The organism is Tunturiibacter empetritectus, from assembly GCF_014201375.1.
Taxonomy (GTDB): domain Bacteria; phylum Acidobacteriota; class Terriglobia; order Terriglobales; family Acidobacteriaceae; genus Edaphobacter; species Edaphobacter lichenicola_D.
Window position 1 is genome coordinate 79,615 of record NZ_JACHDZ010000001.1, and the last position, 22,640, is coordinate 102,254.

General features: G+C 59.9%; 23 protein-coding genes. 15 read left to right on the plus strand and 8 right to left on the minus strand.

All coding sequences use genetic code 11. The annotated features are described in order from the left end of the window. The first annotated feature begins 197 nt into the window (after positions 1-197). Entirely contained in the window at positions 198-626 is a 429-nt protein-coding gene (locus HDF10_RS00405; protein ID WP_183809415.1) for an OsmC family protein, read from the plus strand. A gap of 2 nt (positions 627-628) precedes the next feature. Here the strand turns inward: HDF10_RS00405 and HDF10_RS00410 are convergent, their stop codons facing one another. Next, positions 629-1,312: a ribonuclease HI family protein gene (locus HDF10_RS00410; protein WP_183809417.1), complete on the minus strand. Its 684-nt coding sequence runs from the start codon at positions 1,310-1,312 to the stop codon at positions 629-631. Positions 1,313-1,666: 354 nt separating this feature from the next. Between HDF10_RS00410 and HDF10_RS00415 the strand changes: the two genes are divergently transcribed. The 5 genes from HDF10_RS00415 (at position 1,667) to HDF10_RS00435 (ending at position 6,659) form a co-directional block, all read left to right on the plus strand. After that, the gene (locus HDF10_RS00415) at positions 1,667-2,458 is read left to right on the plus strand and encodes an RNA polymerase sigma factor (protein WP_221271324.1); all 792 of its coding nucleotides are present in this window, start codon (positions 1,667-1,669) and stop codon (positions 2,456-2,458) included. 99 nt (positions 2,459-2,557) lie between these two features. After that, positions 2,558-3,544, plus strand: a complete 987-nt coding sequence (locus HDF10_RS00420; RefSeq protein ID WP_183809419.1) for a HEAT repeat domain-containing protein — start codon at positions 2,558-2,560, stop codon at positions 3,542-3,544. A 62-nt stretch (positions 3,545-3,606) separates the two neighbouring features. Beyond that, entirely contained in the window at positions 3,607-4,605 is a 999-nt protein-coding gene (locus HDF10_RS00425) for a PDZ domain-containing protein (RefSeq protein ID WP_183809421.1), read from the plus strand. A gap of 155 nt (positions 4,606-4,760) precedes the next feature. Then, positions 4,761-5,825: a radical SAM protein gene (locus tag HDF10_RS00430; protein WP_260177519.1), complete on the plus strand. Its 1,065-nt coding sequence runs from the start codon at positions 4,761-4,763 to the stop codon at positions 5,823-5,825. A gap of 57 nt (positions 5,826-5,882) precedes the next feature. Beyond that, positions 5,883-6,659: a class I SAM-dependent methyltransferase gene (locus tag HDF10_RS00435; protein WP_311732620.1), complete on the plus strand. Its 777-nt coding sequence runs from the start codon at positions 5,883-5,885 to the stop codon at positions 6,657-6,659. 47 nt (positions 6,660-6,706) lie between these two features. Here HDF10_RS00435 and HDF10_RS00440 read toward each other — a convergent pair whose 3' ends face one another. Together HDF10_RS00440 and HDF10_RS00445 are read right to left on the minus strand one after the other, a co-directional pair. Beyond that, the gene (locus tag HDF10_RS00440; RefSeq protein ID WP_183809422.1) at positions 6,707-7,273 is read right to left on the minus strand and encodes a PPC domain-containing DNA-binding protein; all 567 of its coding nucleotides are present in this window, start codon (positions 7,271-7,273) and stop codon (positions 6,707-6,709) included. Between the two features lie 4 nt (positions 7,274-7,277). Beyond that, positions 7,278-7,931, minus strand: coding sequence for a DsbA family protein (locus tag HDF10_RS00445; protein WP_260177520.1), 654 nt, complete (start codon positions 7,929-7,931; stop codon positions 7,278-7,280). Positions 7,932-8,029: 98 nt separating this feature from the next. Here HDF10_RS00445 and HDF10_RS00450 point away from each other — a divergent pair, with 98 nt between their 5' ends. The 4 genes from HDF10_RS00450 (at position 8,030) to HDF10_RS00465 (ending at position 12,295) form a co-directional block, all read left to right on the plus strand. Further along, on the plus strand, positions 8,030-9,529 hold the full coding sequence (locus HDF10_RS00450; protein WP_260177521.1) for a TolC family protein: 1,500 nt from the start codon (positions 8,030-8,032) through the stop codon (positions 9,527-9,529). 165 nt (positions 9,530-9,694) lie between these two features. Beyond that, positions 9,695-10,090, plus strand: coding sequence for a hypothetical protein (locus tag HDF10_RS00455; protein ID WP_183809424.1), 396 nt, complete (start codon positions 9,695-9,697; stop codon positions 10,088-10,090). Positions 10,091-10,172: 82 nt separating this feature from the next. Further along, positions 10,173-11,513: an MFS transporter gene (locus HDF10_RS00460; protein ID WP_183809426.1), complete on the plus strand. Its 1,341-nt coding sequence runs from the start codon at positions 10,173-10,175 to the stop codon at positions 11,511-11,513. 38 nt (positions 11,514-11,551) lie between these two features. Further along, positions 11,552-12,295, plus strand: coding sequence for a hypothetical protein (locus tag HDF10_RS00465; RefSeq protein ID WP_183809428.1), 744 nt, complete (start codon positions 11,552-11,554; stop codon positions 12,293-12,295). Positions 12,296-12,363: 68 nt separating this feature from the next. Here the strand turns inward: HDF10_RS00465 and HDF10_RS00470 are convergent, their stop codons facing one another. The 4 genes from HDF10_RS00470 to HDF10_RS00485 form a co-directional block, all read right to left on the minus strand. After that, on the minus strand, positions 12,364-13,194 hold the full coding sequence (locus tag HDF10_RS00470; protein ID WP_183809430.1) for an energy transducer TonB: 831 nt from the start codon (positions 13,192-13,194) through the stop codon (positions 12,364-12,366). 66 nt (positions 13,195-13,260) lie between these two features. Then, positions 13,261-16,197 (minus strand): phosphoenolpyruvate carboxylase, encoded by a 2,937-nt coding sequence (locus HDF10_RS00475; protein WP_183809432.1) that lies wholly within the window; start codon positions 16,195-16,197, stop codon positions 13,261-13,263. A gap of 141 nt (positions 16,198-16,338) precedes the next feature. Next, on the minus strand, positions 16,339-16,587 hold the full coding sequence (locus HDF10_RS00480; RefSeq protein WP_183809434.1) for a hypothetical protein: 249 nt from the start codon (positions 16,585-16,587) through the stop codon (positions 16,339-16,341). A 125-nt stretch (positions 16,588-16,712) separates the two neighbouring features. After that, complete coding sequence (locus HDF10_RS00485; RefSeq protein ID WP_183809436.1) at positions 16,713-16,892, minus strand: Trm112 family protein; 180 nt, start codon at positions 16,890-16,892, stop codon at positions 16,713-16,715. Positions 16,893-16,944: 52 nt separating this feature from the next. Between HDF10_RS00485 and HDF10_RS00490 the strand changes: the two genes are divergently transcribed. The 5 genes from HDF10_RS00490 (at position 16,945) to HDF10_RS00510 (ending at position 21,997) form a co-directional block, all read left to right on the plus strand. After that, entirely contained in the window at positions 16,945-17,892 is a 948-nt protein-coding gene (locus HDF10_RS00490) for a bifunctional 5,10-methylenetetrahydrofolate dehydrogenase/5,10-methenyltetrahydrofolate cyclohydrolase (protein ID WP_183809438.1), read from the plus strand. Positions 17,893-17,897: 5 nt separating this feature from the next. After that, on the plus strand, positions 17,898-18,554 hold the full coding sequence (gene coaE / locus HDF10_RS00495) for a dephospho-CoA kinase (RefSeq protein WP_183809440.1): 657 nt from the start codon (positions 17,898-17,900) through the stop codon (positions 18,552-18,554). A gap of 138 nt (positions 18,555-18,692) precedes the next feature. After that, positions 18,693-19,241: a hypothetical protein gene (locus tag HDF10_RS00500; protein WP_183809442.1), complete on the plus strand. Its 549-nt coding sequence runs from the start codon at positions 18,693-18,695 to the stop codon at positions 19,239-19,241. Between the two features lie 254 nt (positions 19,242-19,495). Continuing rightward, entirely contained in the window at positions 19,496-20,713 is a 1,218-nt protein-coding gene (locus tag HDF10_RS00505; protein WP_183809444.1) for a S1C family serine protease, read from the plus strand. Between the two features lie 351 nt (positions 20,714-21,064). Next, positions 21,065-21,997 carry a site-2 protease family protein gene (locus HDF10_RS00510; protein WP_221271326.1) on the plus strand — a complete coding sequence of 311 codons (933 nt, stop codon included), beginning with the start codon at positions 21,065-21,067 and terminating at the stop codon, positions 21,995-21,997. A 25-nt stretch (positions 21,998-22,022) separates the two neighbouring features. On the opposite strand, the gene purN is transcribed toward HDF10_RS00510, so the two are convergent. Beyond that, on the minus strand, positions 22,023-22,631 hold the full coding sequence (gene purN, locus HDF10_RS00515) for a phosphoribosylglycinamide formyltransferase (protein ID WP_183809448.1): 609 nt from the start codon (positions 22,629-22,631) through the stop codon (positions 22,023-22,025). Positions 22,632-22,640 lie beyond the last annotated feature (9 nt).

Below are 22,640 nucleotides of genomic sequence, written 5' to 3' on the forward strand. Positions count from 1 at the left end.
TTTGGCACGCGTTTGATGACCTGGGAGAGTTTAATCAAGCTGTTACCCATTGAATAACCAGCCATGGCTCGCCTAATGATGCGAATCCCAAGTCAAACTGAGGACCGTTACTCGCGGATGATTTTTACGAAGACTCCGTCGCGGAGGATTTTCAGGCTCTTATCGACTGACGCGATGAATCCAGAAAGGAACGACCCATGTTTGCCAAAACGGTTTGGAAAAAGGGGATGGAGTTTGAGGGGCACTCCGAAAGTGGCCATCATGTCGCCTTCGACGCTGGAGCTGCGCACGCCAACGGCCCTACCCCCATGGAGGCGGTTCTGATGGCCCTTTGCGCCTGCACGTCTGTCGACGTCGTGTCGATCCTCGAAAAGAAGCGCGAACCCCTGACCAGCCTTACTGTGTCTGCAACCGCTGAACAGGCCGCTGCGCCGCCCCGGGTGTTTACAAGGATCATGCTGACTTACCGGATTGGCGGTGCTGTCTCAAAGAAGGCTGCCGAAGACGCTGTTGAACTCTCGAAGAATAAGTACTGTTCGGTCTCGAAGATGCTGGAAAAGGCCGCCCAGATCGACTTCAGGATCGAATACGCGAACGACTCCAGCGTGGACGTCTCGAGGAAATAGGGTTATTCGCGGATGATTTTTACGAAGACGCCGTCGGGGAGGGTGGCGTTGCCGAGGATGTGGACGACGCCGTCCTTGGTGAAGCCGCGGAGCATGGTGTCGGCTTTGGCGTAGGGGTTGGGTGGGGCTTCGGATTTGTCGGGATATGGGTTGGCTTTGGGTGGGGCGGCGGGCGGGCTGGAGGTGCCGGCTCCGGCTGGGGTGTGGCGCATTCCGCGGTCCATGGCTTCGTTGGCTAGGCGGTCGGCGTCTTTGTTTTTGTGGCGTAGGGCGTGGGAGATCTCGAAGGCTTCGAGTTTGGCGATGCGGTTTCGGGCCTCCTGCCAGAGAGGTTTGAGGTCGGGGGAGTTGACCTTGTACTTGCCCTGGATCTGTTTGACCATCAGCTCGGAGTCGGAGACGACGCGGAGGCGGGGGTGGTGGTGATCGAGGGCGTATTGCAGGCAGCCGAGGAGACCGGAGTACTCGGCGTAGTTGTTGGTGCGGAGGCCGAGGAATTCGGAGAGCTCGGCGAGGACGTTGCCGTGGTCGTCCTGGATGAGAGCGCCGTAGCCGGAGGGGCCGGGGTTGCCGCGGGCTCCGCCGTCGCAGTGGGCGTTGATCCAGGCGGTCTTTTTCGGGGCAGGTGGATTGGGGGTGGGGGCTTCGGAGAAGAGGCTGGGAGCGGTGGTCGGGCGGGGAGGCATTGGGTGAGTTTACCGGATGGTGGGCTCGGGTGAGTTCGGCGGCGTGGATGGATAGGTGGTTCGAACTGGTGGGTAAATGCGAAATGCGGGGGGCTCTCCACTACGGAGGCAAAGTGCGCCGCCTCCGGTCGAGATGACGAGCATTTTTTGGAGATGACGGGTGTTTGTCGGGATGAGGAGCATTTTTGTGGATAACGAGTATTTGTGGATATGACGAGTATTTGTGGAGATGGCGATGCTATTGCGGTCTCGGTGGGGGGCTGCCCCTTTTGTGGTAGCTCAGGATGCTCACCTTTTGGAAGTTCGGGGGTCTATCGGGGTGTAGTTCGATTTCCTGACTCCGGAGTCAGAACGATGAATGCAGAGGCTGCTGGGTTGAATCCTGGCGGGGAGTTGTCTTCTCCGCTCGCTGTGGGGCTCCGAAAACGGCACGTCAGCCCGTTTGCCACGGGATTATTAGGGGTAACAGCGGTAGAATCGTTGCCAGCGATGGCAAAGGCAGCGGCTCAACCAGGAACCCGAAACGGCGGCAAGCTGACGCAGGCGCAGCTGGACGCGCGGGCACAGCAGCGGACCGAAGACGACGAACTGATTCGCGAGGCTCAGAAGGGCCAGCGAACGGCGTTCGACGCTCTGGTGCGGCGATATGACCAGTCTGTGCTTCGGCTGGCGCTGCATATGCTCGGCAATGAGCAGGATGCGCAGGATGTCCACCAGGAGGCCTTCATCAAGGCGTATCGCCACCTGGGGAACTTCCGGTTCGAGTGCAGCTTTTATACGTGGCTTTACCGGATTGTTACGAACCTTTGCCTGGACCAGCTGCGGCGGCGAAAGAGCCGCAGGGAAGATCCGGCGACGGTGTTGGATGCCAGTGGCGATGAGATGGACCTGATGGCCAATATCACCGACGACCGGGCGATGGCGAATCCGGGACGGGAGTTGGACCGCAAGGTGATGAGTGAGCGGATCGGCGAGGCTTTGAGCAAGCTGACGCCGCGGGAGCGAACGGTCTTCGAGCTGAAGCACTATCAGGGGCTGAAGCTGCGGACGATTGGGGAGATGTTGAGTACGACGGAAGAGACGGCTAAGAATACGCTGTTCCGGGCCACGCGAAAGCTGCGGGCTAATCTGGCGGAGCTGCGATAGCGGAGAGTTGTGAGTGCAGGCGAGTTGGGGATGATTTTATAAGGGCGCACTTAGAGCCCACAAAACAAAGCAAAATTTGAGGCTGGTTGAGGTAGGACAATGAAGTGTGAGAGCGCAAGAGACTGTATAGTTTTGTTGAACTACGGCGAGCTGCCCGACGAGCTGGCTGGGGGATTGGAACAACATCTGACCGAGTGCGAGGGTTGCCGCGCGGAGCTGGAGGCGTTCCGGACGTTCGAAGAGCGGTTGGCGTTGCTGCCCGTGCTGGAGCCTTCGCCGAATCTTCTGGCGCAATCGCGGATGCGGCTTGATGACGAGCTGGACATGATTCCGCCGCATGGGTTTCTTACTCAACTAAGGACACATTTTTATCGTTGGCTGGGGCATGTGCGAGGTGCTCCGGCGCTGGCGACGCTGCTGCTGGGAGTGGGTTTCCTGGGAGGAAACTTTACGCTGCGCTATCAGGTGGCACATGCTCCGAAGCCTCAGAAGCCGGTGATTGTCACGGGTCCGGATGAAGGCGTGGATAAAGGCGTGATCGCCAATGTGACCGGGATCGTGCAGACGCCGAACTCGGAGCTGGTACAGGTGAAGTACAACAGGGTCGTTCCTGAGACGATGGAAGGATCGCTGGACAGTCCGGAGATTCGGAATCTGTTGATGGTGGGGACACGTGCTGCCGGCGTGGATGGCGCCGATACAGTACGGAAGGATTCGGTTGCGTTGCTGACGAGCGAATGCAAGTCCGGTCATGCGTGCCAGCCAACCGCCGTAGACGGGAAAGAGATTCGCAATGCGCTGATGGTGTCGCTGCGATATGACCATGATGCCGGCGTTCGAATGACGGCGCTCGAGGGTTTACAGCGTTTTGTGGGACAGGATCAGCATGTGCGCGATGCGGTGCTCGAAGCCGTGATGCATGATTCGGATGCGCAGGTTCGGAAGACCGCGATTGGGTTGCTGGAGCCGGTGCAGTCGGACTCGAGTGTGCGGCAGGTGCTGCGAACGGTTTCTACGCAGGACGCAAATCCGTATATTCGGACGGCATCGTATAACGCGCTGCAAAGCTCCGCAGATATTCAGTAGACAGGGCAGGATAAGTGCGCTCGGTTGCCGGGCGTGAGTGCAGTGCGGATGAGGGTAGGCCGATGAAATACCGCAGGTCGCTGGGGATAGTGGCGGGGGTTGTGGCGCTGACGGCTGTCCTGCCTGGCGGGCAGAGTTTGCTGGCGGCGCAGGGTCTGCCTTTCTGGTCTGCGGGCACAGTGCTCGAAGGGGCGATGGGGGGCGGCTCGCACAAGTACGCGGTGCAGGGATATCTCGGGGTGGAGGCACGCGACGTGAGCGACGATCAGGCTGGTTCGCTGCGGATGAAAGAGGCGCGTGGGGCGGAGATTGTGAGTCTGGATCATGATGGACCGGCCTGCAAGGCAGGGATGCGGATGCATGACGTGATCCTGCAGATGAACGGCCAGGCGATTGACGGCCAGGAGCAGTTGAAGCGGATGTTGCGCGATCAGCCCGTGGGGCGGACGGTGAGCTTCGTGGTCAGCCGCGATGGGCAGACGATGACGATGACCATGCAGATGGCGGATCGGCGAACGGTCGGGCAGCAGGCCTGGGACCAGCACTACACGGTTCCGGCTCCGGGGGATGGGCCTTCGGGGTCTGTGCGGGGCGGCAATAGTTTTATGGGCGCCTCGACGTCGTCCGGCACGGCAACGACTCCCAAGGGGCATCGCGAGATGCTGGCGATGAATATGATTCTGAGTTCGTCTTACACGGGCGCTCAGCTTGAGGTGATGGGACCGCAGTTGGCGGGTTTTTTTGGCGCGGAGGGTGGAGCGGGGCTGCTGGTGCGGAGCGTGGACAGCAACAGTCCGGCGGAGCAGGCAGGTCTGAGGGCAGGAGATGTGGTGGTGCGGGTTAACTCGATCGCGGTTTCAAGTGGAACCGACTGGACCAAGACGATCCACGACAACAGGGGGCGGCCGGTGCCGGTGGTGGTGATTCGCGACAAGCAGGAGCAGACGCTGACGCTGACGCCGGATACCAAAAAGCGCTCGTGTGTGATTCCAGGGTTTGGGCTGGAGGAGTTTTTTGGCGAGACGGGCCAATATACTCGCGAACTGTTGGCCAAATTGTAGGGTGAGGTGGGTTTGGAAGACTCGGCGGATTTTTTTAGCAGAACTCTATTTGGGTAATAAGACGCGATAGTTTTTGGTGTTTTCTTGGGGATTTGCCGGTTATCGGGTTGGCGAAGAAGGAGATCGGCGCGCACTTCGATATACTTGAAAGTGATATGTCTTCTGCTCCTACAACTGCCGTGGTGAATGGCAGCCGTCCGATGACTGCCAGGCGCCGCTGGAAGGCAGTGACGCGAAAGCTGCGTGAGTTGGGTTCGATCGGTTCGGCGGTGATGTCGACCGGGCATCCGTACATGGCGCACATTGTGCCGATGCGGCGATGCAACCTGGCGTGCACCTACTGCAATGAGTACGACGACCACTCGGAGCCGGTGCCGCTGGAGGAGATGCTGCGACGCATCGATCATCTGGGGCGGCTGGGGACTTCGGTGATTACGATCTCGGGCGGCGAGCCGCTGCTGCATCCTGAGCTGGATCAGATTATTGCGCGGATCAGGCAGACGGGCGCGATTGCCGGGATGATCACGAACGGATATCTGCTGATGCCGGACCGGATTGAGAGGCTGAATAAGGCCGGGCTCGATCATATGCAGATCTCGATCGATAACGTGATGCCGGATGAGGTCTCGAAGAAGAGTCTGAAGGTGCTGGACAAGAAGCTGCAGATGCTGGCCGAGCACGCGGACTTTCATGTGAATATCAACTCCGTGGTTGGCGGCGGAATTGCGAATCCAAATGACGCGCTGACGGTGAGTGAGCGGGCGCTGGCGCTGGGGTTCAGCTCGACGATTGGGATCATTCACGATGGCAGCGGGCAGTTGAAGCCGTTGGGCGAGGCGGAGCGCACGGTCTGGGACAAGGTGCGGAACCTGACCCGGCGGAGCTACTCGCGGTTCAACCACTTCCAGGAGGCGATCGCCAACGGGAAGACGAATGATTGGCGTTGCCGGGCGGGCGGGCGATATCTGTATATCTGCGAGAACGGGTTGGTGCACTATTGCAGCCAGCAGCGCGGATATCCGGCGGTGCCGCTGGCGCACTATAAGACTGCCGATGTGAAGCGGGAGTTTTTGACGGAGAAGAGTTGCGCGCCGAGCTGCACGATTAGTTGCGTGCACCAAGTGAGCTACATCGACCACTGGCGCGCTCCGCAGACCTCCTCGGTGACGCCGGGCGCATCGGGGCATGGGGCTGACGCGGAGCTGGTACAGATTCGTTGATTGGGCGGGTGGAGTTGTTGGTGAGGCTGTAATCAGCGACGCACGGGAATTGCCCTCGTGCGCGAATTGGCGGATGCTGTTGGGATGATGTTTCTGAGTAATTTTCTGCGGCCACGGGTGGGTAAAGCTCTTTTGGTTTTAGTTTTGACGGCTGGAGTTTGCGTTCCTTCTGGTGGGCAGACAGGCGCGGGAACGCAGCGGACTCTGGACAAAGCGACCGCCATGATGTCGACTTCCCCTGACGCGGCGCAGGACGTGACGCAGCGTCCTACGAGTACTCCTTACTCTGGTGACCTTTCCATCTTTGAGTATCCGGATCGGGATAAGAAGCTGCAGATTGATCGTGTGATGGATCTGCTTGGAATTGTCGCGGGGAAGAATGTGGCGGATATCGGTGCCGGCTCTGGGTGGTTTACGGTGCGTGCGTCGCGCAGGGTGGGGCCTACAGGCGCGGTGATCGCGGAGGATATTAATCCGTTGGCGATCGAATACATCGGCAAGAGAGCGTTGAAGGAAGATCTGTCGAATGTGCGGACGGTGCTGGGCAGCCCGGACGATCCGCGGCTACCCTCGGGCAGCGTGGACGCGGTGCTGATGCTGAAGGTCTATCACGAGATCGCGCACCCTGTGCCGACGATGAAGGTGCTGCAAAAGGCTTTGCGGCCGGGGGCTAAGGTGGGGATCATCGACCGCAACGGCAATGGATCGGACCATGGATTGAACCACGATGTTGTGGTGAAAGAGATGGGTCAAGCTGGGTACAAGCTGGTTGGGACGTACGATTTTACCAAGGCGGACGGGCAGGACTACTTCCTGATCTTTCAGGTTCGGTGAGACGGCCAGAGTCGGTGAAGCGCCGTGACCGGGGAGGCGGGTGCGGGTTACTTCGTGGGGTCGATAAGCCTGAGGCCGCTTGGATCGTCGCGCTTGTTGAGCGGTGTGTCGTCGGCAGTCACGAAGACCTCCAGCGTGGGGTTGACCCAAGCCTCGAAGAGATGACCGCCCGCTGTGGTTCCGTCTTGTTTCCCCAGCACGATGTGGGTGTGAACGATTGGCCTGCCCTGGAAGGAGGCGATGTCGCCGATCATGGAGAGGACCTCGACCTGCTCGTTGACAGGCAGCGGGTGGTAGAGTTTGCGATCTAAATCGAACCATGCGGTGAGGGCGCTAGAGACTGCTCCTATGCCGGTGAAGTGCGCGTCGCCGACGTGATATTGTTTGGCGAAGTCGGTCAGTCCGCTGAGCACCTCGTCGCCTTTGCTGAAGATGACAGCGTAGGTGCGCTCCCCCTTCTGCTGATTCACCAGCTTCACCTGCATGTGGGGTGCGAGGCCTGTCGGAACAGGCCGCGAGGGCTGAATGAACTCCGGGGAGCTTTGCTGAGCGTTCGTGATTGCGACAACAGTTGTAAACAGGAGGCCCGAGAGTAGAAGCTGAGCCCTGGTCATCGGTCTACCGCTTCGCTGTCGTGGTCTTTGGTTTGGCCGCTGCGGGTGCCGGGTTCTCTGCGATTGCGGTGTCCAGCATGGCGTAGAGCTGGGTGACATCGTTGACCTCGACAAAGCCCTTGTGGGTGACGATGAAGATGGTCGGGGTCTTGGTGAGACCGACGCGCTCGCCGAGGGTCTGGTCGGCGTGCACCTCTGCAGCAAAGAGACCGTTCGGGTCGATGACGAACGGCATCACGCGGCCATGAGATTGGAAGTACTTTTGCGTGAAGGCGTTGAGGTCTTCCTTGGAGGCTATGGAGATCTGGTTGGCGAAGACCGCGCGGCGGTACTCTTCAGCGGCCTGGGGGGAGATCTTGTCCTGAATGTAGCGGGCGATCACGGCCGCATCGAAGCTCCAAACGTGCATCCGCAGAGGGAAGTCGTGGCGGAGAAGGGGGATCTTATATTTATCAACGGCCGCGTGGACGATAGGGAAGGCGTGCGAGCATGCGGGGCACTCGAGGTCTTCAAACTCGTAGATCGCGACCTGGGATCCGGCGGGTGCACGGAGCATGGAAGTGTCTTTGAAGCCCTGGGCAAAGGCCGGGATGCTGGCTGGAAGGGCGAGGAGCAGGGTTGCGGCGAGGACGATGCGGTTCATTGGTATAAGACGCATAGGATTATCTTTCGTATTTTAGCTGAGGGAGGGAGGCGAGGATCGTTTTCTCGCTATTTCTGCATCGGGAGGGGAGTGTGGCACTCTAATAAGAGAGCATGAAAGCCCTGACTGGAATTTCAAGAGAAGCGAAGATGCGGCTGTGGGCTGCTGTGTGGCCTGCGGCGCTGGCTTTATGCGTCCCCATGACGGTCGCGCAGACCCAAAGTGCGCAGGCCCAAAGTGCGCAGGCCCAGAATGTTGATCTTCCGTCGGCGCCGGTGCCGAATATCGTCAAATTGCCGGGCGGGGTGGTGGTCGAGCAGGGGACGCCGGGGACGTTGCCGCTGAGCCTGGATGATGCAATCGCTCGTGGAGAGAAGCGCAACCTGCAGATGTTGCTGGTCATCCAGAACGAGAGGATTGTGCGCGGCCAGGTGTTGACCGTCGAAAATAGTCTGCTGCCGAGCCTGACCGCGAAGGGCCAGATTGAGGCACAGGAGGTTAATCTGGCGGCGCAGGGATTCAAGGCCTCCTCGCTGGAAAAATTTAACCTTTCGCCTGGGACGTTCAGCGAGATCGTCAAGGTGAATACGGCTTCGGCACGGTTGAGTTTGAATCAGCAGCTCTTCAATGTGCCTGCGTACTATCTGTACCGGTCGGCCCAGCAGGCGGCGAAGGTGGCGAATCTCACGACGCTGAATGAGTTGGGTGGCGTCACTCTCGCAGTGGGAACACAGTATCTGCTGGCGCTGGCGGATGCTTCGCAGATTGCCAATGCACAGGCTCTGGAGAAGGCTGACGAGGTGGCGTACCAGCAGGCGAAGGCCTCGCATGAGGCAGGCGTAGGGACGAATCTGGATGAGTTGCGCGCCAGGGTTCAACTGCAGACGCAGCAACAAGCGCTGATCAATGATGAGAACGCGTTTGCGAAGGACAAGATTGCCCTGAACCGGCTGATCGGACTGCCCGCGGACCAGGAGATTACGCTTACCGATACGGCTCCTTATGCGGAGTTCGCGCAGTTACCGCTCGAAGATGCGAAGAAGCTGGCTTATCAGCGGCGGAAGGATTTGCTGAGTCTGCAGGCCCAGCTTGAAGTTGCGGCAAAGGCGCGGAAGGCAGTGCGGGCGGAGCGTCTGCCGGTGGTCTCGTTCGATGGATACTACGGCGTGCTGGGGGAGATCGGCTCGCTCTACCACGGTGTGTTCGCGGCGACCGGCAAGGTGAGCGTGCCGGTGTTTCAGGAAGGGCAGCTTCGCGGCGAGCGTGAGGTGGCGGACGCGCAGGTTATGGGGCTGAGGCAGCAGATCGATTCGCTGCGGGTGACGATCGAGCAGCAGATTCGTGCGGCGATGCTGGATGTTCAGTCGTCAAATGATCTGGTGAAGGTGGCAAAGAGCAACGTGGACCTCGCGACGCAGGAGTTGCAGGATGCGACGGACCGCTTCTCTGCCGGGGTGGATGATAATCTGCCGGTCGTGCAGGCGCAGGCGACGCTGGCCGCGGCCCAGAGCAGGCTGGTGGAGACGCTGTATCAATACAACCAGTCGAAGCTGCAACTGGCACGGAATACCGGAGTCGTCGAGAGCCAGTACAAGGTTTATCTGGGCCGCTAGGACTATCTTAGGTGGCCCGATGATAGGATTCTCAGCATGAACTATGCGGAACATTCCTCGCCGACGCGATTGGGAGCGTGGGCCTTAGTTGGCAATCTGGTCATGGCGAGCGCGGTGTTCTTCTGAGTCCTGCTTGCTCCGAAACTGTCGGGTGGGGTCACAGTTTTGCCGGTATGGGAGTTTAGGTTATTCACTTTCGACATACCGTTCCTAGTTGGACTTGCCATCGTCTTCCTGGTTGCGCAAAAGCTGCGTGACGGCATGAAGAAAGGTGTCTGGACCGATACGGAACTGGAGCCTTTGCGTCGACGGCTCCGAAACCCGGTGTGGGGTCTGATATCGATTGCCTTGGTCATCCTGGGCGTCGCCGTTGTTGTGACAGCTCGCGGATTCGATCATGCGAGCCTGTTCTGCTTCCTGATTATTCCCTTCCAGATTCTGTTGCAGATCGTACAGGCGGTTAGGCCAGTTGAGAATTTGCGCGAACGAATCGATTGGAATAGTTCAGCGACGGTACGGTCGGATCAGTGGGGCGAATCGCGGACCGGAACTGCGGACTGACCGCTGCGTAGGGGATCAAAACATGGCGAGAAGTCTGCGGTAGTGCCGACACGTTCGTAACAGAAGTGTGAAAACATAGGGCATGGCGGATGGTTCGCAACGAGTAGGGCAGGCGGTAGAGAAGGATTACCGCTCGGCGTTCAAGTCACGGGACTTTCGGCTTTATCAGGCAGCGCGGTTGATGGTGATTCTGGGGGCAGAGGCTCAGTCGGTCGCTGTGGCGTGGCAGGTGTATGCGATCACACACTCTGCGCTGGACCTTGGATATACGGGGCTCGCGCTCTTTCTGCCTGGGCTGTTCGTTATGCTCGCCGCAGGACATGCCGCGGACCGATATGACCGGCGCAAGATTATTCTGCTCTGCTACGGGCTGCAGGCTTGTTGCACGGCCGTGCTGCTGTGGCTCTCCTTGAGCGCGACGGCGTTGCAGCATGGGCGAATCTGGCCGATCTATGCGGTTCTCGTGGGGATTGGATTGGGCAGGGCGTTCAGCGGGCCGGCGGCGAGTGCGATGCTGCCAAGCCTGGTGCCGAAGGAAGACTTTGTGAACGCGGTGACCTGGGGCGCGACGGTCTACCAGATTGCGAATATGTCGGGGCCCGCCGTCGGTGGCCTGCTGTTTACGCTGCCGCTGGCCGGTGTTGCGGCGATGTGCAATGGCGCGCCGCTTGTATACAGCTTTACGCTTCTGATGTTGCTGGGGTTCATCGTGCTGGTCAGCATGATTCGAACGAAGATGGTGACCACGGAGAAGAAAGCCTTCAGCATGAAGACTGTGCTGGCGGGGTTGGAGTATGTCTGGCGCGCGAAGCTGCTGTTGGGGTCGATCTCGCTGGACCTGTTTGCCGTGCTGCTGGGCGGCGCAACGGCGCTGCTGCCGATCTTTGCGACGGATATTCTGCATACTGGACCGCGTGGGCTTGGGATGCTCAGGGCGATGCCATCGGTGGGCGCGCTCGCGGTTTCGCTGATGATGGTGGTGCGGCCGATCAAGCGCAAGGCCGGCTTGACGATGCTGGTGTGTGTTGGAATCTTTGGCGCGGCTACGGTGGTCTTCGGATTGTCGAAGAGCATCTACTTGAGCGCGGCAGCTCTGGCGATCGTCGGCGCGAGTGACATGGTGAGTGTGGTGGTTCGGTCGAGCGTGCTGCAGCTGGCGACGCCACCGGAGATGCGTGGCCGCGTGAGTGCCGTGAACTGGCTGTTTATCGGAGCATCGAATGAGTTTGGCGAGTTCGAGAGCGGCGTGACGGCGCACTGGTGGGGCGCGGTTCGTGCGGTGGTGATTGGAGGGATCGGGTCGATGTTGGTGACGGCCTCGGCTGCCGGGCTGTTTCCTCAGTTGCGCAAGGCTGACGCTCTGACGGCGGAGGCTTTGATGAGAGCCAATGAGGAGCTGAGTGTCGCAGAGCCGGTAGATTAGAGTGCAGAGGTTGCTATCTAAGGGGTAAGGGAGAGTCGATGGAGAACGGGGCTAAGGCGGCGATTGGTGCGACTGTGGTGCTGGTGCTGGCGGTGGGCATTCGGGTGGGGTTGATCTACCGGGAGCGAAATGCTCCGGACAACTCGGTGAAGGCGCCTGCGCGCGAGGTGATTCCCGAAGATGACCTCGTCTTCTTGAAGAAGAAGCGGCCGGATACGCTGAAGGACATCAAGGATCTGGCTGGCACGACCGTCTGGGTGTCGGCTGGCGGGCAGCTCGAATACTATCCTCTCGTGGGACATGCGGCTCAGTACGGCAAGGCTGCCGGGACGTTGTTGGGCGCGGAGCCGCTGGTGGTGAAGGACGCGATCGAGCAGGTGGCTCCGAAGGCTGCGACGTTTCGAATTCCTGGTGGCGACAAGCAGGTGGTGATGGTCTTCACGCGACCTGACGTTGCGGGAGATGCGAAGGAGTATGCCGTGCCGGTGGGGTATCGGCAGGCGGGCCAGTACACGTTTTATACCGACGAGATTCTGTTCTACGACGATCCGCATGAGCTCTACAAACACTGGGGACCGGAGATCTGGACGGCGGTGGATTCGCACCAGGTCATTCTCGGGATGAACGAGCGGCAGGTGGAGCTTGCGCTGGGACAGGTTAGCAAGAGCACGAGCAATGACTACGGAAACCGCATGGTGGTGTTTGCGAACCTTGGCAAACCGATGGCGGTGACGTTTGTGAAGAATAAAGTGACGGCGTTCCGGGCGGATCAGGGATACTGATTGCTGCTTTGCGGCAAGACTTAGCCAAATTTTGCACACAAGGCCGAATTCGCGACGGCCCAGCATGGTTAGTGGATCGAGAAGGCAGTTTCAATATTGAGTTCCACCGTAACTGGTTTCCCATTTTCCATTGCGGGTTTGAAGACATATCGCTCCACGGCGGCCATCGCATCTTCATCCATACCGAGCCCCAACGGGCGACGAACGCTGAGGTGACTTATCTTGCCATCACTTCCTACCCAAAAGTTCATGAGGACACTGCCACCGTATTTTTTATCTTTCGCGACGCTGTTGTAATTGGGCATGACGGAACTCACAAGCTTTGGCGGGCTGATCGCGCCGGCGATCTTTCTAGGCGTGGTGTTAGGCGACTGCGAGTCAGAGTTTGCCGAAGGTGCAGTAGGTGTTGCCGCGCTGGAAGGTGGTAGAAAGTTCTTTTCCGCATAGCTCTTCCAATAAACGGGCATGGATGGAACCAGCTTATCGAGGCCATCGACAAAGACAGCATCCAGTGCGGGCCCATAGTCACCACTGGGGCTCGCGGCGATCTCGATGTGCATGGGAAAGTCGAGCTGAACGCGGGTTTGCTTGTCGTCTGCTAATTCGAGACCGACGCGGGGACCTTCGAGGATGAGTTTGTCTGACTTTAATTTCACCGACTTAAGGTCGAAGCCGCAGACTGTAAAGGTGACCGTGCTGGAGTTTCCTATGAGGGCACCCTGGGAATCGAAGTGTAATTTATCCTCTCGCCAGAGTCCGCGTAAGTAGAGCGGCTTGCCTTTCAACCTGGCTTTGATGTCGGCTTCGGTCGTTTGTGCGTGGAGGGATGGTAAGAGTGAGCAGGCAAAGATAGACGCAACAACGTAACGGGCGCGAGAAGAGCGCAGCATCGCGAGCATGAGTTTGAATCTAGACGAAAAGTAGCTTTGCCGAAACAACAAAATGAGGATGGACCTACAAAGTCCTCAGCCGGTGTTGCGGAGGCCGGCACTGATGCCGTTGATCGTTGCTGAGATGGCGCGGTCCAACTCCGGGGAATGGGTCTCTCCCTTTGACAGGGCGGCTCGCTTGCGTCGCATCAGCTCGACCTGGATGAGTGACATTGGATCGACATACGGATTGCGCAGCCGGATGGAGCGCTCAAGAACCGGATTGGTTTCGAGGAGCGATCTTTGCTGGGTGATTTCGAGAATCATGCGGTGGGTCAGGTTGAACTCAGCTTCGAGGGTTGTGAAGACGCGGTCGCGAAGGGCCTTGTCTTCGACCAGGGACGCATAGAGGCGGGCGATGCCGAAGTCTGCTTTCGCAAGGGCCATCTCGACGTTGCGGATGATGTCGAGGAAGAGTGGAAAGTCGCGGGCCATGGTTTGAAGCTGTGCGAGGCCGTCGGGTTTGGATTGAATGAATCGATGAAGCGCGTGGCCGACACCGAAGTAGGCAGGAACAAGTTGCCGCGACTGCATCCAGCCGAAGACCCATGGGATAGCTCGCAGATCGGCCATGGATTTTTTGCCGCTCCGTTTGGCGGGTCGTGAGCCGAGGCGGGCGTGTTCGAGCTCGGCGACGGGAGTGGACTGCTCGAAGTAGGTGAACGTGTCGGGGTTGTCGACGATGTGTTTGCGGTAGAACTCGTAGGAGGTAGCGGAGAGCTCGTCGAGCGCAGCCTCCCACACGGGAAGGATCTCGCCGGTGAGATGGGGAGTCTCCGCGCCACGCTGCAGTGCTGCATCGGGGCGGGCCAGTGCGTCGAGGCTTGCAGCGATCATCAGCTCGAGATTGCGCTCGGCGAGCACTACGTCGGAGTACTTCCAGTTGAGGACCTCGCCCTGCTCGGTGATGCGAAGTTCGCCGGTGAAGCTGTCGACAGGCTGAGCGAAGATGGCGCGGTGTGTGGGGCCACCACCGCGACCTACGGTGCCGCCGCGACCGTGGAATAGACGCAACGTCACGGTGCACTCGCGAGCGACCTGGTGGAGTGCACGGTGGGCCTTCCATATCTCCCACGTGCTGGTGATCATGCCGCCGTCTTTGTTGGAATCGGAGTAGCCGAGCATGACCTCCTGCTGGCGGCTCCAGCTTGCGAGCAGCGGCTTGTAGATATCGCTCGTCCAGAGCTTGCGCATGATGGCCGGGGCGTTTTGCAGATCCTCGATGGACTCAAAGAGCGGCACGGGCTGCAAGCCGGGATCGTCTATTCTCCCATCCGTGGCTGGGGCTGTGGCTTCAACTCTGACTCCGCCGAGACGAGCCAGCCAGATGACCTGAAGTACATCTTCCGCGCTGGTTGCGCCGCTGATGACGTACTGTCGGATGGACTCTGGGGAGTAGGTCTGCTTAAGCTCGGCTATGGCGCGAAAGGTGTCGAGGACCTCCGCGGTCTGATCGCTTAGCGCGGCTGGGAGGTTGAGCGAGTCAGTCGAGTTAGAAGGACACCATGCCGAGACTTCGGCGACGGCGGCGGCGTGGACGCGGGCGTGCTGACGAATGTCCAGCGTCTGCAGATGCAGGCCGTAGGTGCGAACCTCTATCAGCAGCGGGTCGATGAGCATCTCGGCGAGTCGCGGGCCGCTATTTTCAATCAGCGAATCGCGAAGGGTCGTAAGATCGGAGAGCATCTCGGCGGCGCGGGTGTAGGGCTTGAGCGCGGGGTTGGCGGGAACGGGAACGGCGGATTGTGGAGTCGCTCCGAGCCGCATCATGATGCAGGCGATGAGCAGCCGGATGGATTCGTGAGGGAAGCGCTCTCCGAGAGCGTTCTGGCCGGCGGTGCGGAGTTGACTGAGGTAGCGGTCGAGCAACGCACTTAGTTCTTTGGAGACGGGAACCTGCTGGGTCGAGCTTGCAAGCTGCTCAAAGATGTTTTGCAGGCGTCGTCGATAGTGTGTCAATAAGAGAGCGCGAGCCATTGCGAGGGCGTCGCGAGTTGCCTGAGGAGTGACGAAGGGATTGCCGTCGCGGTCGCCGCCGATCCAGGAGCCAAAGCGGATCAGCTGGGGCAGATCGGCGATAGAGGGGTGAGTTGCTGAAAATTTGTCCTGCTTCGATCTATTTGTAACTGAATGGGATCTTTTATTGTTGGGATATTCGGCTGCGAGCGCGGTGGCGACCTCGGAGTAGAGAACGGGGAGGGTGTCGAAGAGGCTTGACTCGTAGTAGTCGAGGGCCATGCGGATCTCGTCGAGCACGGTGGGGCGGGCGCTGCGTACGTCGTCGGTCTGCCAGAGCGCGGTGATCTCGGCCCGCAGATCGCGCTCGAGGGATTCGAGGTGAGGTTCGGGGACGGGGATGCGGTCGAGTTGTTCGAGCAGATCGGAGATGCGGCGGCGCTTGAACATGACGCTGCGGCGGGCGACTTCGGTGGGATGTGCAGTGAAGACCGGCGAGACGCAGATGCGAGTCAGCAATGCGTGCACTTGTTCGGTGGTAAAGCCAGCCTGGCGCAGACGGCGAAGAGTTCCGCGCAGGTCGCCGCGCTGGATAGAGCCGGATGCGCTGGCGTTTTGATTGAGCTGCAGGGAGAGGCGACGGCGCTTGCGATGGTTGGTCTCGGCGAGGTTGATGAGCTCGAAGTAGAAGCCGAAGGCGCGGGCCAGCTGGTAGGCGGCGGGAAGGTCGAGCGTATGGACACGGGCGAGCGCCTGCTGGAGATGGGCGGTGGCGGCGGCCTGGTCGGCAGCTCCGGTCTGCGGGGCTTCCGCCTCGCGACGGGCGATTGCGATGCGGCGAAGGGCTTCGACGGCCTCGTAGAGCGGCTCGCCGGCCTGCTCGCGTAACACCTCGCCGAGCAGCATGCCGAGAGAGCGGACGTCGCGGCGCAGAGGAGCTTCTTTCAACTCACCAGTCGGAGCCTGGAGTTCGGCGAGGCGCTGGGGCCAGTCGGTTGGGGACCAAAGAGACGGCATCCTTTGATTATGCCTTGTGAGAGGGCCGAAGAATATTCGATGGGCTGATGCAGGTGCTTTACGCGGGGATGGGAGATCCGGCCTCAGCGTAGCGTGGGAGAGACAGAGAGTTGACTCTACACAGGCGCTGACGATCACGCTTCACATCAGCTGAGCGATCTTCTCCAGCTCCTCCTGGAGGCAAGGCAGGGAGCAGCTGATCGACTCCATCCGGAACGCCGCTTTGCGCGCATCCTGCGTAGAGACGCCGTAGCCGCGGGTGACCAGAAAGCTGCTGATGAGATCGGCAGCCTGCCAGGAGTCGAGACCCGACTTCATCAGATCTTCCCGCAATCCGGAGAGATCGGCCTCAGCGAACTTTTCGACGTGGGCGCCCTTTGCCTTTGTCATTTGTTCTTCTCCTGCCCGGCGTGTGTCCGCCGTCAGCTTACCCATAGTGTTAGACGTCATAATCTACCTATCGTCAGAGGACTTTACGAAAAGATGGCCCGGAAAGTTTCCTTGAGGCGCTCCCATTAGAGAGCGCGTTCCGCAAGCAGTACGGGGACTCCTTCGATCACCGGATAGCGTCGCCCGCATCCCTTGCACGAGATGACATCTCCCATGCGTCCGAGCTTCTGATGGCACACTGGGCAGACGACGTACTGGAGGTCTTCGTGCTTCAGATCTGCGGCCGGCAGAGATTGCGCGCTCACGAAACTATCTTACCGTCAGAGGAGCCGGGGAGCGCGATACCATGAAAGATGTATGGATGAGATAAAGAGAACTCCGGCGATTTTGGACGGCGTCGCCATCGCTGCGCAGATCAAGGCTGAGGTCGCAGCCGAGGTACAAGCTCTCTCGGCGCGCGGCATCACACCTGGTCTGGCGGTGATTCTGGTTGGCGAGGAGCCTGCGTCGCAGATCTACGTTCGCACCAAGGTGAAGACCTGCGGCGAGTTGGGAATCTTCAGCGAGATGATCACGCCACCGGAGAGCATCTCGACCGATGAGATGCTGGAGCTGGTTGCGGCTCTCAACGCCCGCGAGGACATCGACGGAGTCCTGATCCAACTTCCGCTGCCGAAGCACGTAGACACCAAGCGGCTTCTCGAGGCGGTGTCGCCGGACAAAGATGTGGATGGATTTCATCCCGTGAATGTCGGCCGGCTACAGAGCGGTCAGCCGGGGCTGGCTCCGTGCACGCCCGCCGGCATCCTCGAGATCCTGCGGCGCAGCGGATTGCCGGTTGCAGGGCAGAACGCGGTCGTCGTGGGGCGCTCGGATATTGTAGGCAAACCCACTGCGGTGATGCTGCTGAATGCCTCCGCCACGGTGACCGTATGCCACAGCAAGACTGTCGATCTCGGCAGCTTCACCCGCGAGGCCGATCTTTTGGTGGCAGCGATCGGTAGACCGGGATTCGTGACGGCGGAGATGATCAAGCCGGGCGCAACGCTGATCGACGTCGGAATCAATCGCATCACCGACGCCGCCGAGATGGAGGAGTTCTTCCCGGGCGATCCGGCCCGGGAAGCGGCCTTTGCCAAACGCGGATCGGTCGTCGTCGGGGACATTCACCCGGCTGCCTTCGCGTTATCGGGCGCGTTCACCCCGGTCCCTGGCGGTGTCGGCGCATTGACCATCGCGATGCTGATGCAAAACACAGTAGCTGCGGCGAAGCTGCGCCGAGGAATCTCGCTGGGGAGTAAGTAACCGCCATGCTGCGTGTTGGCCTCACCGGCGGCCTGGGAAGCGGCAAGTCCACCGCGGCGAAGCTGTTCGCGGCTCTCGGGGCGCATATCCTGCAGTCGGACGCGATCGGGCGCGAGCTGATGAAGCCCGGCCAACCGATCTACAACGGAATGGTCGCGCACTTTGGCTTCGGTGTGGTTCTGGCCGATGGCACTCTTGATCGCGCCGGCCTGGCACGCATCGCCTTCACGGAGGGCCGCGTCGAAGAGTTGAATGCGATCGCTCATCCTCTTGTAATCGCGCGCCAGATGGAGTTGACCGAGAAGATCTTTCAGCGAGAATCTCACGCGGTAGTGATGGTGGAGTCGGCTCTGATCTTCGAGACGCACCATGGTCCCGCGGATGGTTCGCGCTGGCAAAGCCGTTTCGACAGAATCATCCTCGTGACGGCTCCGGAGGAGGTGAAGGTCGCACGATTCGTCGCTCGTTCTTCGGCGGGCAAGACGATCAGAGAGGAGCAGCGCGCGGAACTTGAAGCGGAGGCATACCGCAGGCTGGCTCAGCAGATCTCCGACGAGCAGAAGGCAGCTTTGTCCGACTATGTACTGACCAATGGCGGGGCGCTGACCGAACTGGAGTGGCAGGTCGATCAACTCTGGCCGATCCTTGAAGCTGCTGCGTAAACCAAGCCCCGTCCTGGGATACGCGCATCGAATCCACAAAAACAATTGAGTGTCCCCGGATGATGCATTTCGATCTTCTGCCGATGAAGGGACTGTGTCAGACAGGCACACTTCACCGAAGGACAAGGAGACAGGCAGATGATCCGGCAAGCTATCAATTGCGATATCTGTGCAGCAGAGAAGCAGACGAGTAACTACTGGTTCGTCGCCTACGAACAGGGCGGCGAGTTGAAGCTCCGCGGCTGGGAGTCGCCGAAGAACTCGCGCAAGGACGCCAAGCATCTGTGCGGACAGAAGTGTGCGCAGCGCATGATGGCAAACTTCATGGCTTCGTTGATGGCGACCGTTCATAGCAGCGAGCAGGACGCCGAGCCTATGTTGGACGATGTTGAGGTCGTGGCGAAGAGCAAAGAAGTAGAGGTTATCAACCGCCCGGAACGCTCCGAGCGTATGGAAAGGTCTGAGCGCGCCGACAGATCCGATCGACTCGATCGCACCGACCGCTCGCTGGTAGGTCGCGCAAGCATCGACAGCGCTGACCTCGAAGCCGAATCCTGGGCCGGCCCGGTAAAGGTCAAGGAGGAGCCATGGGAGGCGCAGACCAAACGCCAGCCCGAACGCGAGAACTTCCTGCACGCGCCGCGCATCAAGCCCTCGGCGCTTAATCGGCTGCAGCGAATGGTGTAAGCAGACAGGACTTAGCCCTCCCCGGCAGGGGGATCGGGAGCACAACCGGACTTGAGTGCCCCGATGCTCTTAAAAAGCGGGACGAATCTGGTCCCGCTGTATCACTCTTCTGACAATCATGTGGATCGCTCCGACAGGATTCAGGACGGGATCCACGGCTCTACGCTGCCCGAGCAGCAGAGCGCGCGCCTCGATACAATGAGAGGTGTCGGTCTTTCGCAACCGGCTATTTGAAAGATCAGGTCGTGCTCCCAATGAAACTGCGCCCCGTTCTCCTTGTGGTCCTTCTCCTCTCCGGCTTTTACTACCTGACTACCCATGTCTGGTCGACGGGAGCCGTCTCGCCCTGGCTGCATCGTGCCACGGTCTCCGCCTCACTGCCTGCGGCGAGCACTGCGGCCGTAAATGGCCCGCTGGGAACCTTCGAGTTGACCGAGGCTCATGCTGCTCCTGCATACGACACCGAGGAGCAGCAGAATATCGCCGTCTACAAGAAGGCCCTGCCGTCGGTGGTCAACATCACTTCGACCGCGATCGCGATGGACTTCTTCTACGGTCCGGTTCCGCAGCAGGGGCAGGGGTCCGGATTCATTCTGGATAAGCAGGGACACATCCTCACCAACAACCATGTCATCGATAATGCCCAGCGCGTCGAGGTCACGCTCTCGGACAAGCACAAGTACAAGGCCACCGTGGTCGGCGTGGATAAGGGACACGATCTCGCACTGCTTTTGATCAACAACGCTCCTAATCTTCAGCCGGCAACGTTAGCCGAATCGCAGAGCCTCACCGTTGGCCAGCGAGTCTACGCGATCGGCAATCCGTTTGGTCTGTCTGGCACCATGACACGCGGAATCATCTCGGCGATTCGGTCGATTCGCGGGCCGAACAACAATCCCATCGAAGACGCGATCCAGACCGACGCGAGCGTCAATCCGGGAAACTCCGGTGGCCCGCTTCTCAACTCCCGCGGCGAAGTCATCGGGATTACTACTCTCATCGCTTCGAATGGTGTCGACCAGTCGGCGGGTATCGGCTTCGCCATCCCGGTCAACACGGCCAAAGCTGTCATTGCTGACTTCGCGAAGTACGGGCGAATCCGTCGTCCGTCGCTTGATATTGCCACGTTGGAGATTGGGCCGGAGGTTGCGCAAGAGATCGGTCTGGCGGCTGACTACGGTCTGTTGATCGAGCGTGTCCTGCCAGGTGGCGCAGCAGAGAAGGCTGGTCTGCATGGGGGGACTCAGAGAGCCTATCAGGGAAACATGCCGGTGATGCTGGGCGGCGATCTGATCGTCGCGATGGACGGGCAGGAGATCACCAACGCGCAGGATCTGGCGGCGACGATGAACTCGCATAAGGCTGGCGATGAGGTGACGCTCACGGTCTTGCGCGGGCGCAAACGGATCGATGTGAAGGTGAAGCTGAACGACGCAACCGAGCAGCAAGGGCAGGCAGGTCGCGAGACTTAGAAGCTGTCCTGCCGGACAGGCCCACTGCGCGTGGGGCGGCACTTCGTGACGTGTATGCCGGCTTCGCCCGGGCCTTCCGATGGTCGGCACAAGATCTTTCTTCGCGACCAACGGGGAGTGCCAACCGAAGGGATACACATGCCACGAAGTGCCACCCTCCGCGCAGGAGGCCTGTCCGGCAGGACAGTCTCTGGACAGGCTCCTGCCAAGAGCGGAGCATGGTTGCGGACGAACGAATAAAATAGAGACAGATGCTTCTACGGCCGACCTGTTGTGACTGAAACGACCCCCTCACCTACTCTTCCTGACCCGATTCACAACTGTCCCGAGTGCGGCCTTTGGCTGCCACCGATGACGCTCGCCTGTCCGGAGTGTCATTCGATCGTCTATGCGCGACACTTGAAGGGGCTTGGACAGCTGGCCGTATCGCAGGAGCGGGAGCTAGCGTGGCCGCTGGCACGTGAGACCTGGCAGCAGATGCTCCAGTGGCTGCCCGCTGGTACGGAGCAGAGCCAGATGGTGGTAGGGCACCTTGCAGCGATCGACGGACGAATTCAGCAGGGGGAGCAGCGAACGGCGACGTGGAAGAAGAGGCTGGGTCCACTGGCTCCGGTTGCGTTCTTCTTGATGAAGGCCAAGACCTTTCTGTTCGCTCTGTTGAAGTTCAAATTTCTGTTCGGTTTCTTCGCTTTCTTCGGGGTCTACTGGGCGCTCTTCGGGTGGAGATTTGGCCTGGGCTTCGCGGTGTCGATCCTGATCCACGAGCTTGGGCACTATGTCGCTGCCCGACGCCGCGGATTGAAGGCCGATCTTCCGGTGTTCCTGCCGGGGTTGGGCGCGTACGTGCGCTGGTACAGCATGGGAATCTCGCTCGATGCACTCTCGAGTATCGCCCTGGCGGGACCGTTCGCCGGTCTGCTCGCTGCCGCCGTCTGCGGTAGCATCTACTTTTACACCAGGGTGGAGTTCTGGGCCGCACTGGCTCACGCAGGCGCATGGCTGAACCTGATAAACCTTGTGCCGGTGCTGGGTCTCGACGGCGCGCAGGCGACCCACGCGCTAAATCGTATGCAGCGCGGCCTGATCCTCGCAGCTGCTATTCTCTTCTTCGTGTTCCTGCACGAAGGAGTCTTTCTCTTCATCGCGGCCGGCATGGCGTGGCGTCTCTTTACGGGTGCTGCCCCGGAGAGCCCAAGCAGTGCAACGATGATTCGCTATACGCTGCTGTTGTTCCTGCTGGGAGCCCTGATGGGGCTAGTGCCCGAGACTATGCGACGGTTTTAGCTTCCGTCATCTTGGATGATTACGGTTAGACTTTGCTGCGGACGTAGCGGCGATCCTGTATGGAGTATTCGCCGCTGAGCACGGCTGCAATCGCCTCCGGATAGGCACGGTGTTCCTGCTCGAGGATGCGAGCCGACAGGGTCTCGTCAGTATCGTCGTCGTGAACAGGCACTGTCTTTTGCAGAATGATGACGCCATGATCCACCGCCTCATCGACAAAGTGCACTGTGCACCCAGCCACTTTGGCCCCATAGTTCAGCGCCTGCGCTTGTGCGTCGAGCCCAGGAAAGGCGGGCAGCAATGACGGATGCACGTTGAGAATCCGGTTCGGAAACGCCTCCACAAACACCGGTGAGATGATGCGCATGTATCCCGCCAGGCAGACCAGGTCCACCTTGTGCTGATGCAGACGCGCAATCATCTCGGCGTCATGCTCGGCGCGCTTGCGACCAGCGGAAGGAATCGCAAACGCTGGAATATTCAGCTCGCGTGCTGCCGTAAGCCCCAGAGCGTCTTCAAGGTTCGACAGCACTACAGCAATCTCCGCGCCGAGCAGCCGGTGTTCGTGGATAGCTTTGGCGATTGCAAGAAAGTTTGAACCTCTGCCGGAGAGAAGAATGCCGAGTCGATGCATGAAAGTCCC

Excerpts from the sequence above, each read along its gene's own strand:
- HDF10_RS00405 (WP_183809415.1), top strand. The coding sequence starts at position 198 with ATGTTTGCCAAAACGGTTTGGAAAAAGGGGATGGAGTTTGAGGGGCAC.
- HDF10_RS00410 (WP_183809417.1), bottom strand. The coding sequence starts at position 1,312 with ATGCCTCCCCGCCCGACCACCGCTCCCAGCCTCTTCTCCGAAGCCCCC.
- HDF10_RS00415 (WP_221271324.1), top strand. The coding sequence starts at position 1,667 with ATGAATGCAGAGGCTGCTGGGTTGAATCCTGGCGGGGAGTTGTCTTCT.
- HDF10_RS00420 (WP_183809419.1), top strand. The coding sequence starts at position 2,558 with ATGAAGTGTGAGAGCGCAAGAGACTGTATAGTTTTGTTGAACTACGGC.
- HDF10_RS00425 (WP_183809421.1), top strand. The coding sequence starts at position 3,607 with ATGAAATACCGCAGGTCGCTGGGGATAGTGGCGGGGGTTGTGGCGCTG.
- HDF10_RS00430 (WP_260177519.1), top strand. The coding sequence starts at position 4,761 with ATGTCTTCTGCTCCTACAACTGCCGTGGTGAATGGCAGCCGTCCGATG.
- HDF10_RS00440 (WP_183809422.1), bottom strand. The coding sequence starts at position 7,273 with ATGACCAGGGCTCAGCTTCTACTCTCGGGCCTCCTGTTTACAACTGTT.
- HDF10_RS00445 (WP_260177520.1), bottom strand. The coding sequence starts at position 7,931 with ATGCGTCTTATACCAATGAACCGCATCGTCCTCGCCGCAACCCTGCTC.
- HDF10_RS00450 (WP_260177521.1), top strand. The coding sequence starts at position 8,030 with ATGAAAGCCCTGACTGGAATTTCAAGAGAAGCGAAGATGCGGCTGTGG.
- HDF10_RS00460 (WP_183809426.1), top strand. The coding sequence starts at position 10,173 with ATGGCGGATGGTTCGCAACGAGTAGGGCAGGCGGTAGAGAAGGATTAC.
- HDF10_RS00465 (WP_183809428.1), top strand. The coding sequence starts at position 11,552 with ATGGAGAACGGGGCTAAGGCGGCGATTGGTGCGACTGTGGTGCTGGTG.
- HDF10_RS00470 (WP_183809430.1), bottom strand. The coding sequence starts at position 13,194 with ATGCTCGCGATGCTGCGCTCTTCTCGCGCCCGTTACGTTGTTGCGTCT.
- HDF10_RS00475 (WP_183809432.1), bottom strand. The coding sequence starts at position 16,197 with ATGCCGTCTCTTTGGTCCCCAACCGACTGGCCCCAGCGCCTCGCCGAA.
- HDF10_RS00480 (WP_183809434.1), bottom strand. The coding sequence starts at position 16,587 with ATGACAAAGGCAAAGGGCGCCCACGTCGAAAAGTTCGCTGAGGCCGAT.
- HDF10_RS00490 (WP_183809438.1), top strand. The coding sequence starts at position 16,945 with ATGGATGAGATAAAGAGAACTCCGGCGATTTTGGACGGCGTCGCCATC.
- coaE (WP_183809440.1), top strand. The coding sequence starts at position 17,898 with ATGCTGCGTGTTGGCCTCACCGGCGGCCTGGGAAGCGGCAAGTCCACC.
- HDF10_RS00500 (WP_183809442.1), top strand. The coding sequence starts at position 18,693 with ATGATCCGGCAAGCTATCAATTGCGATATCTGTGCAGCAGAGAAGCAG.
- HDF10_RS00505 (WP_183809444.1), top strand. The coding sequence starts at position 19,496 with ATGAAACTGCGCCCCGTTCTCCTTGTGGTCCTTCTCCTCTCCGGCTTT.
- HDF10_RS00510 (WP_221271326.1), top strand. The coding sequence starts at position 21,065 with ATGACGCTCGCCTGTCCGGAGTGTCATTCGATCGTCTATGCGCGACAC.
- purN (WP_183809448.1), bottom strand. The coding sequence starts at position 22,631 with ATGCATCGACTCGGCATTCTTCTCTCCGGCAGAGGTTCAAACTTTCTT.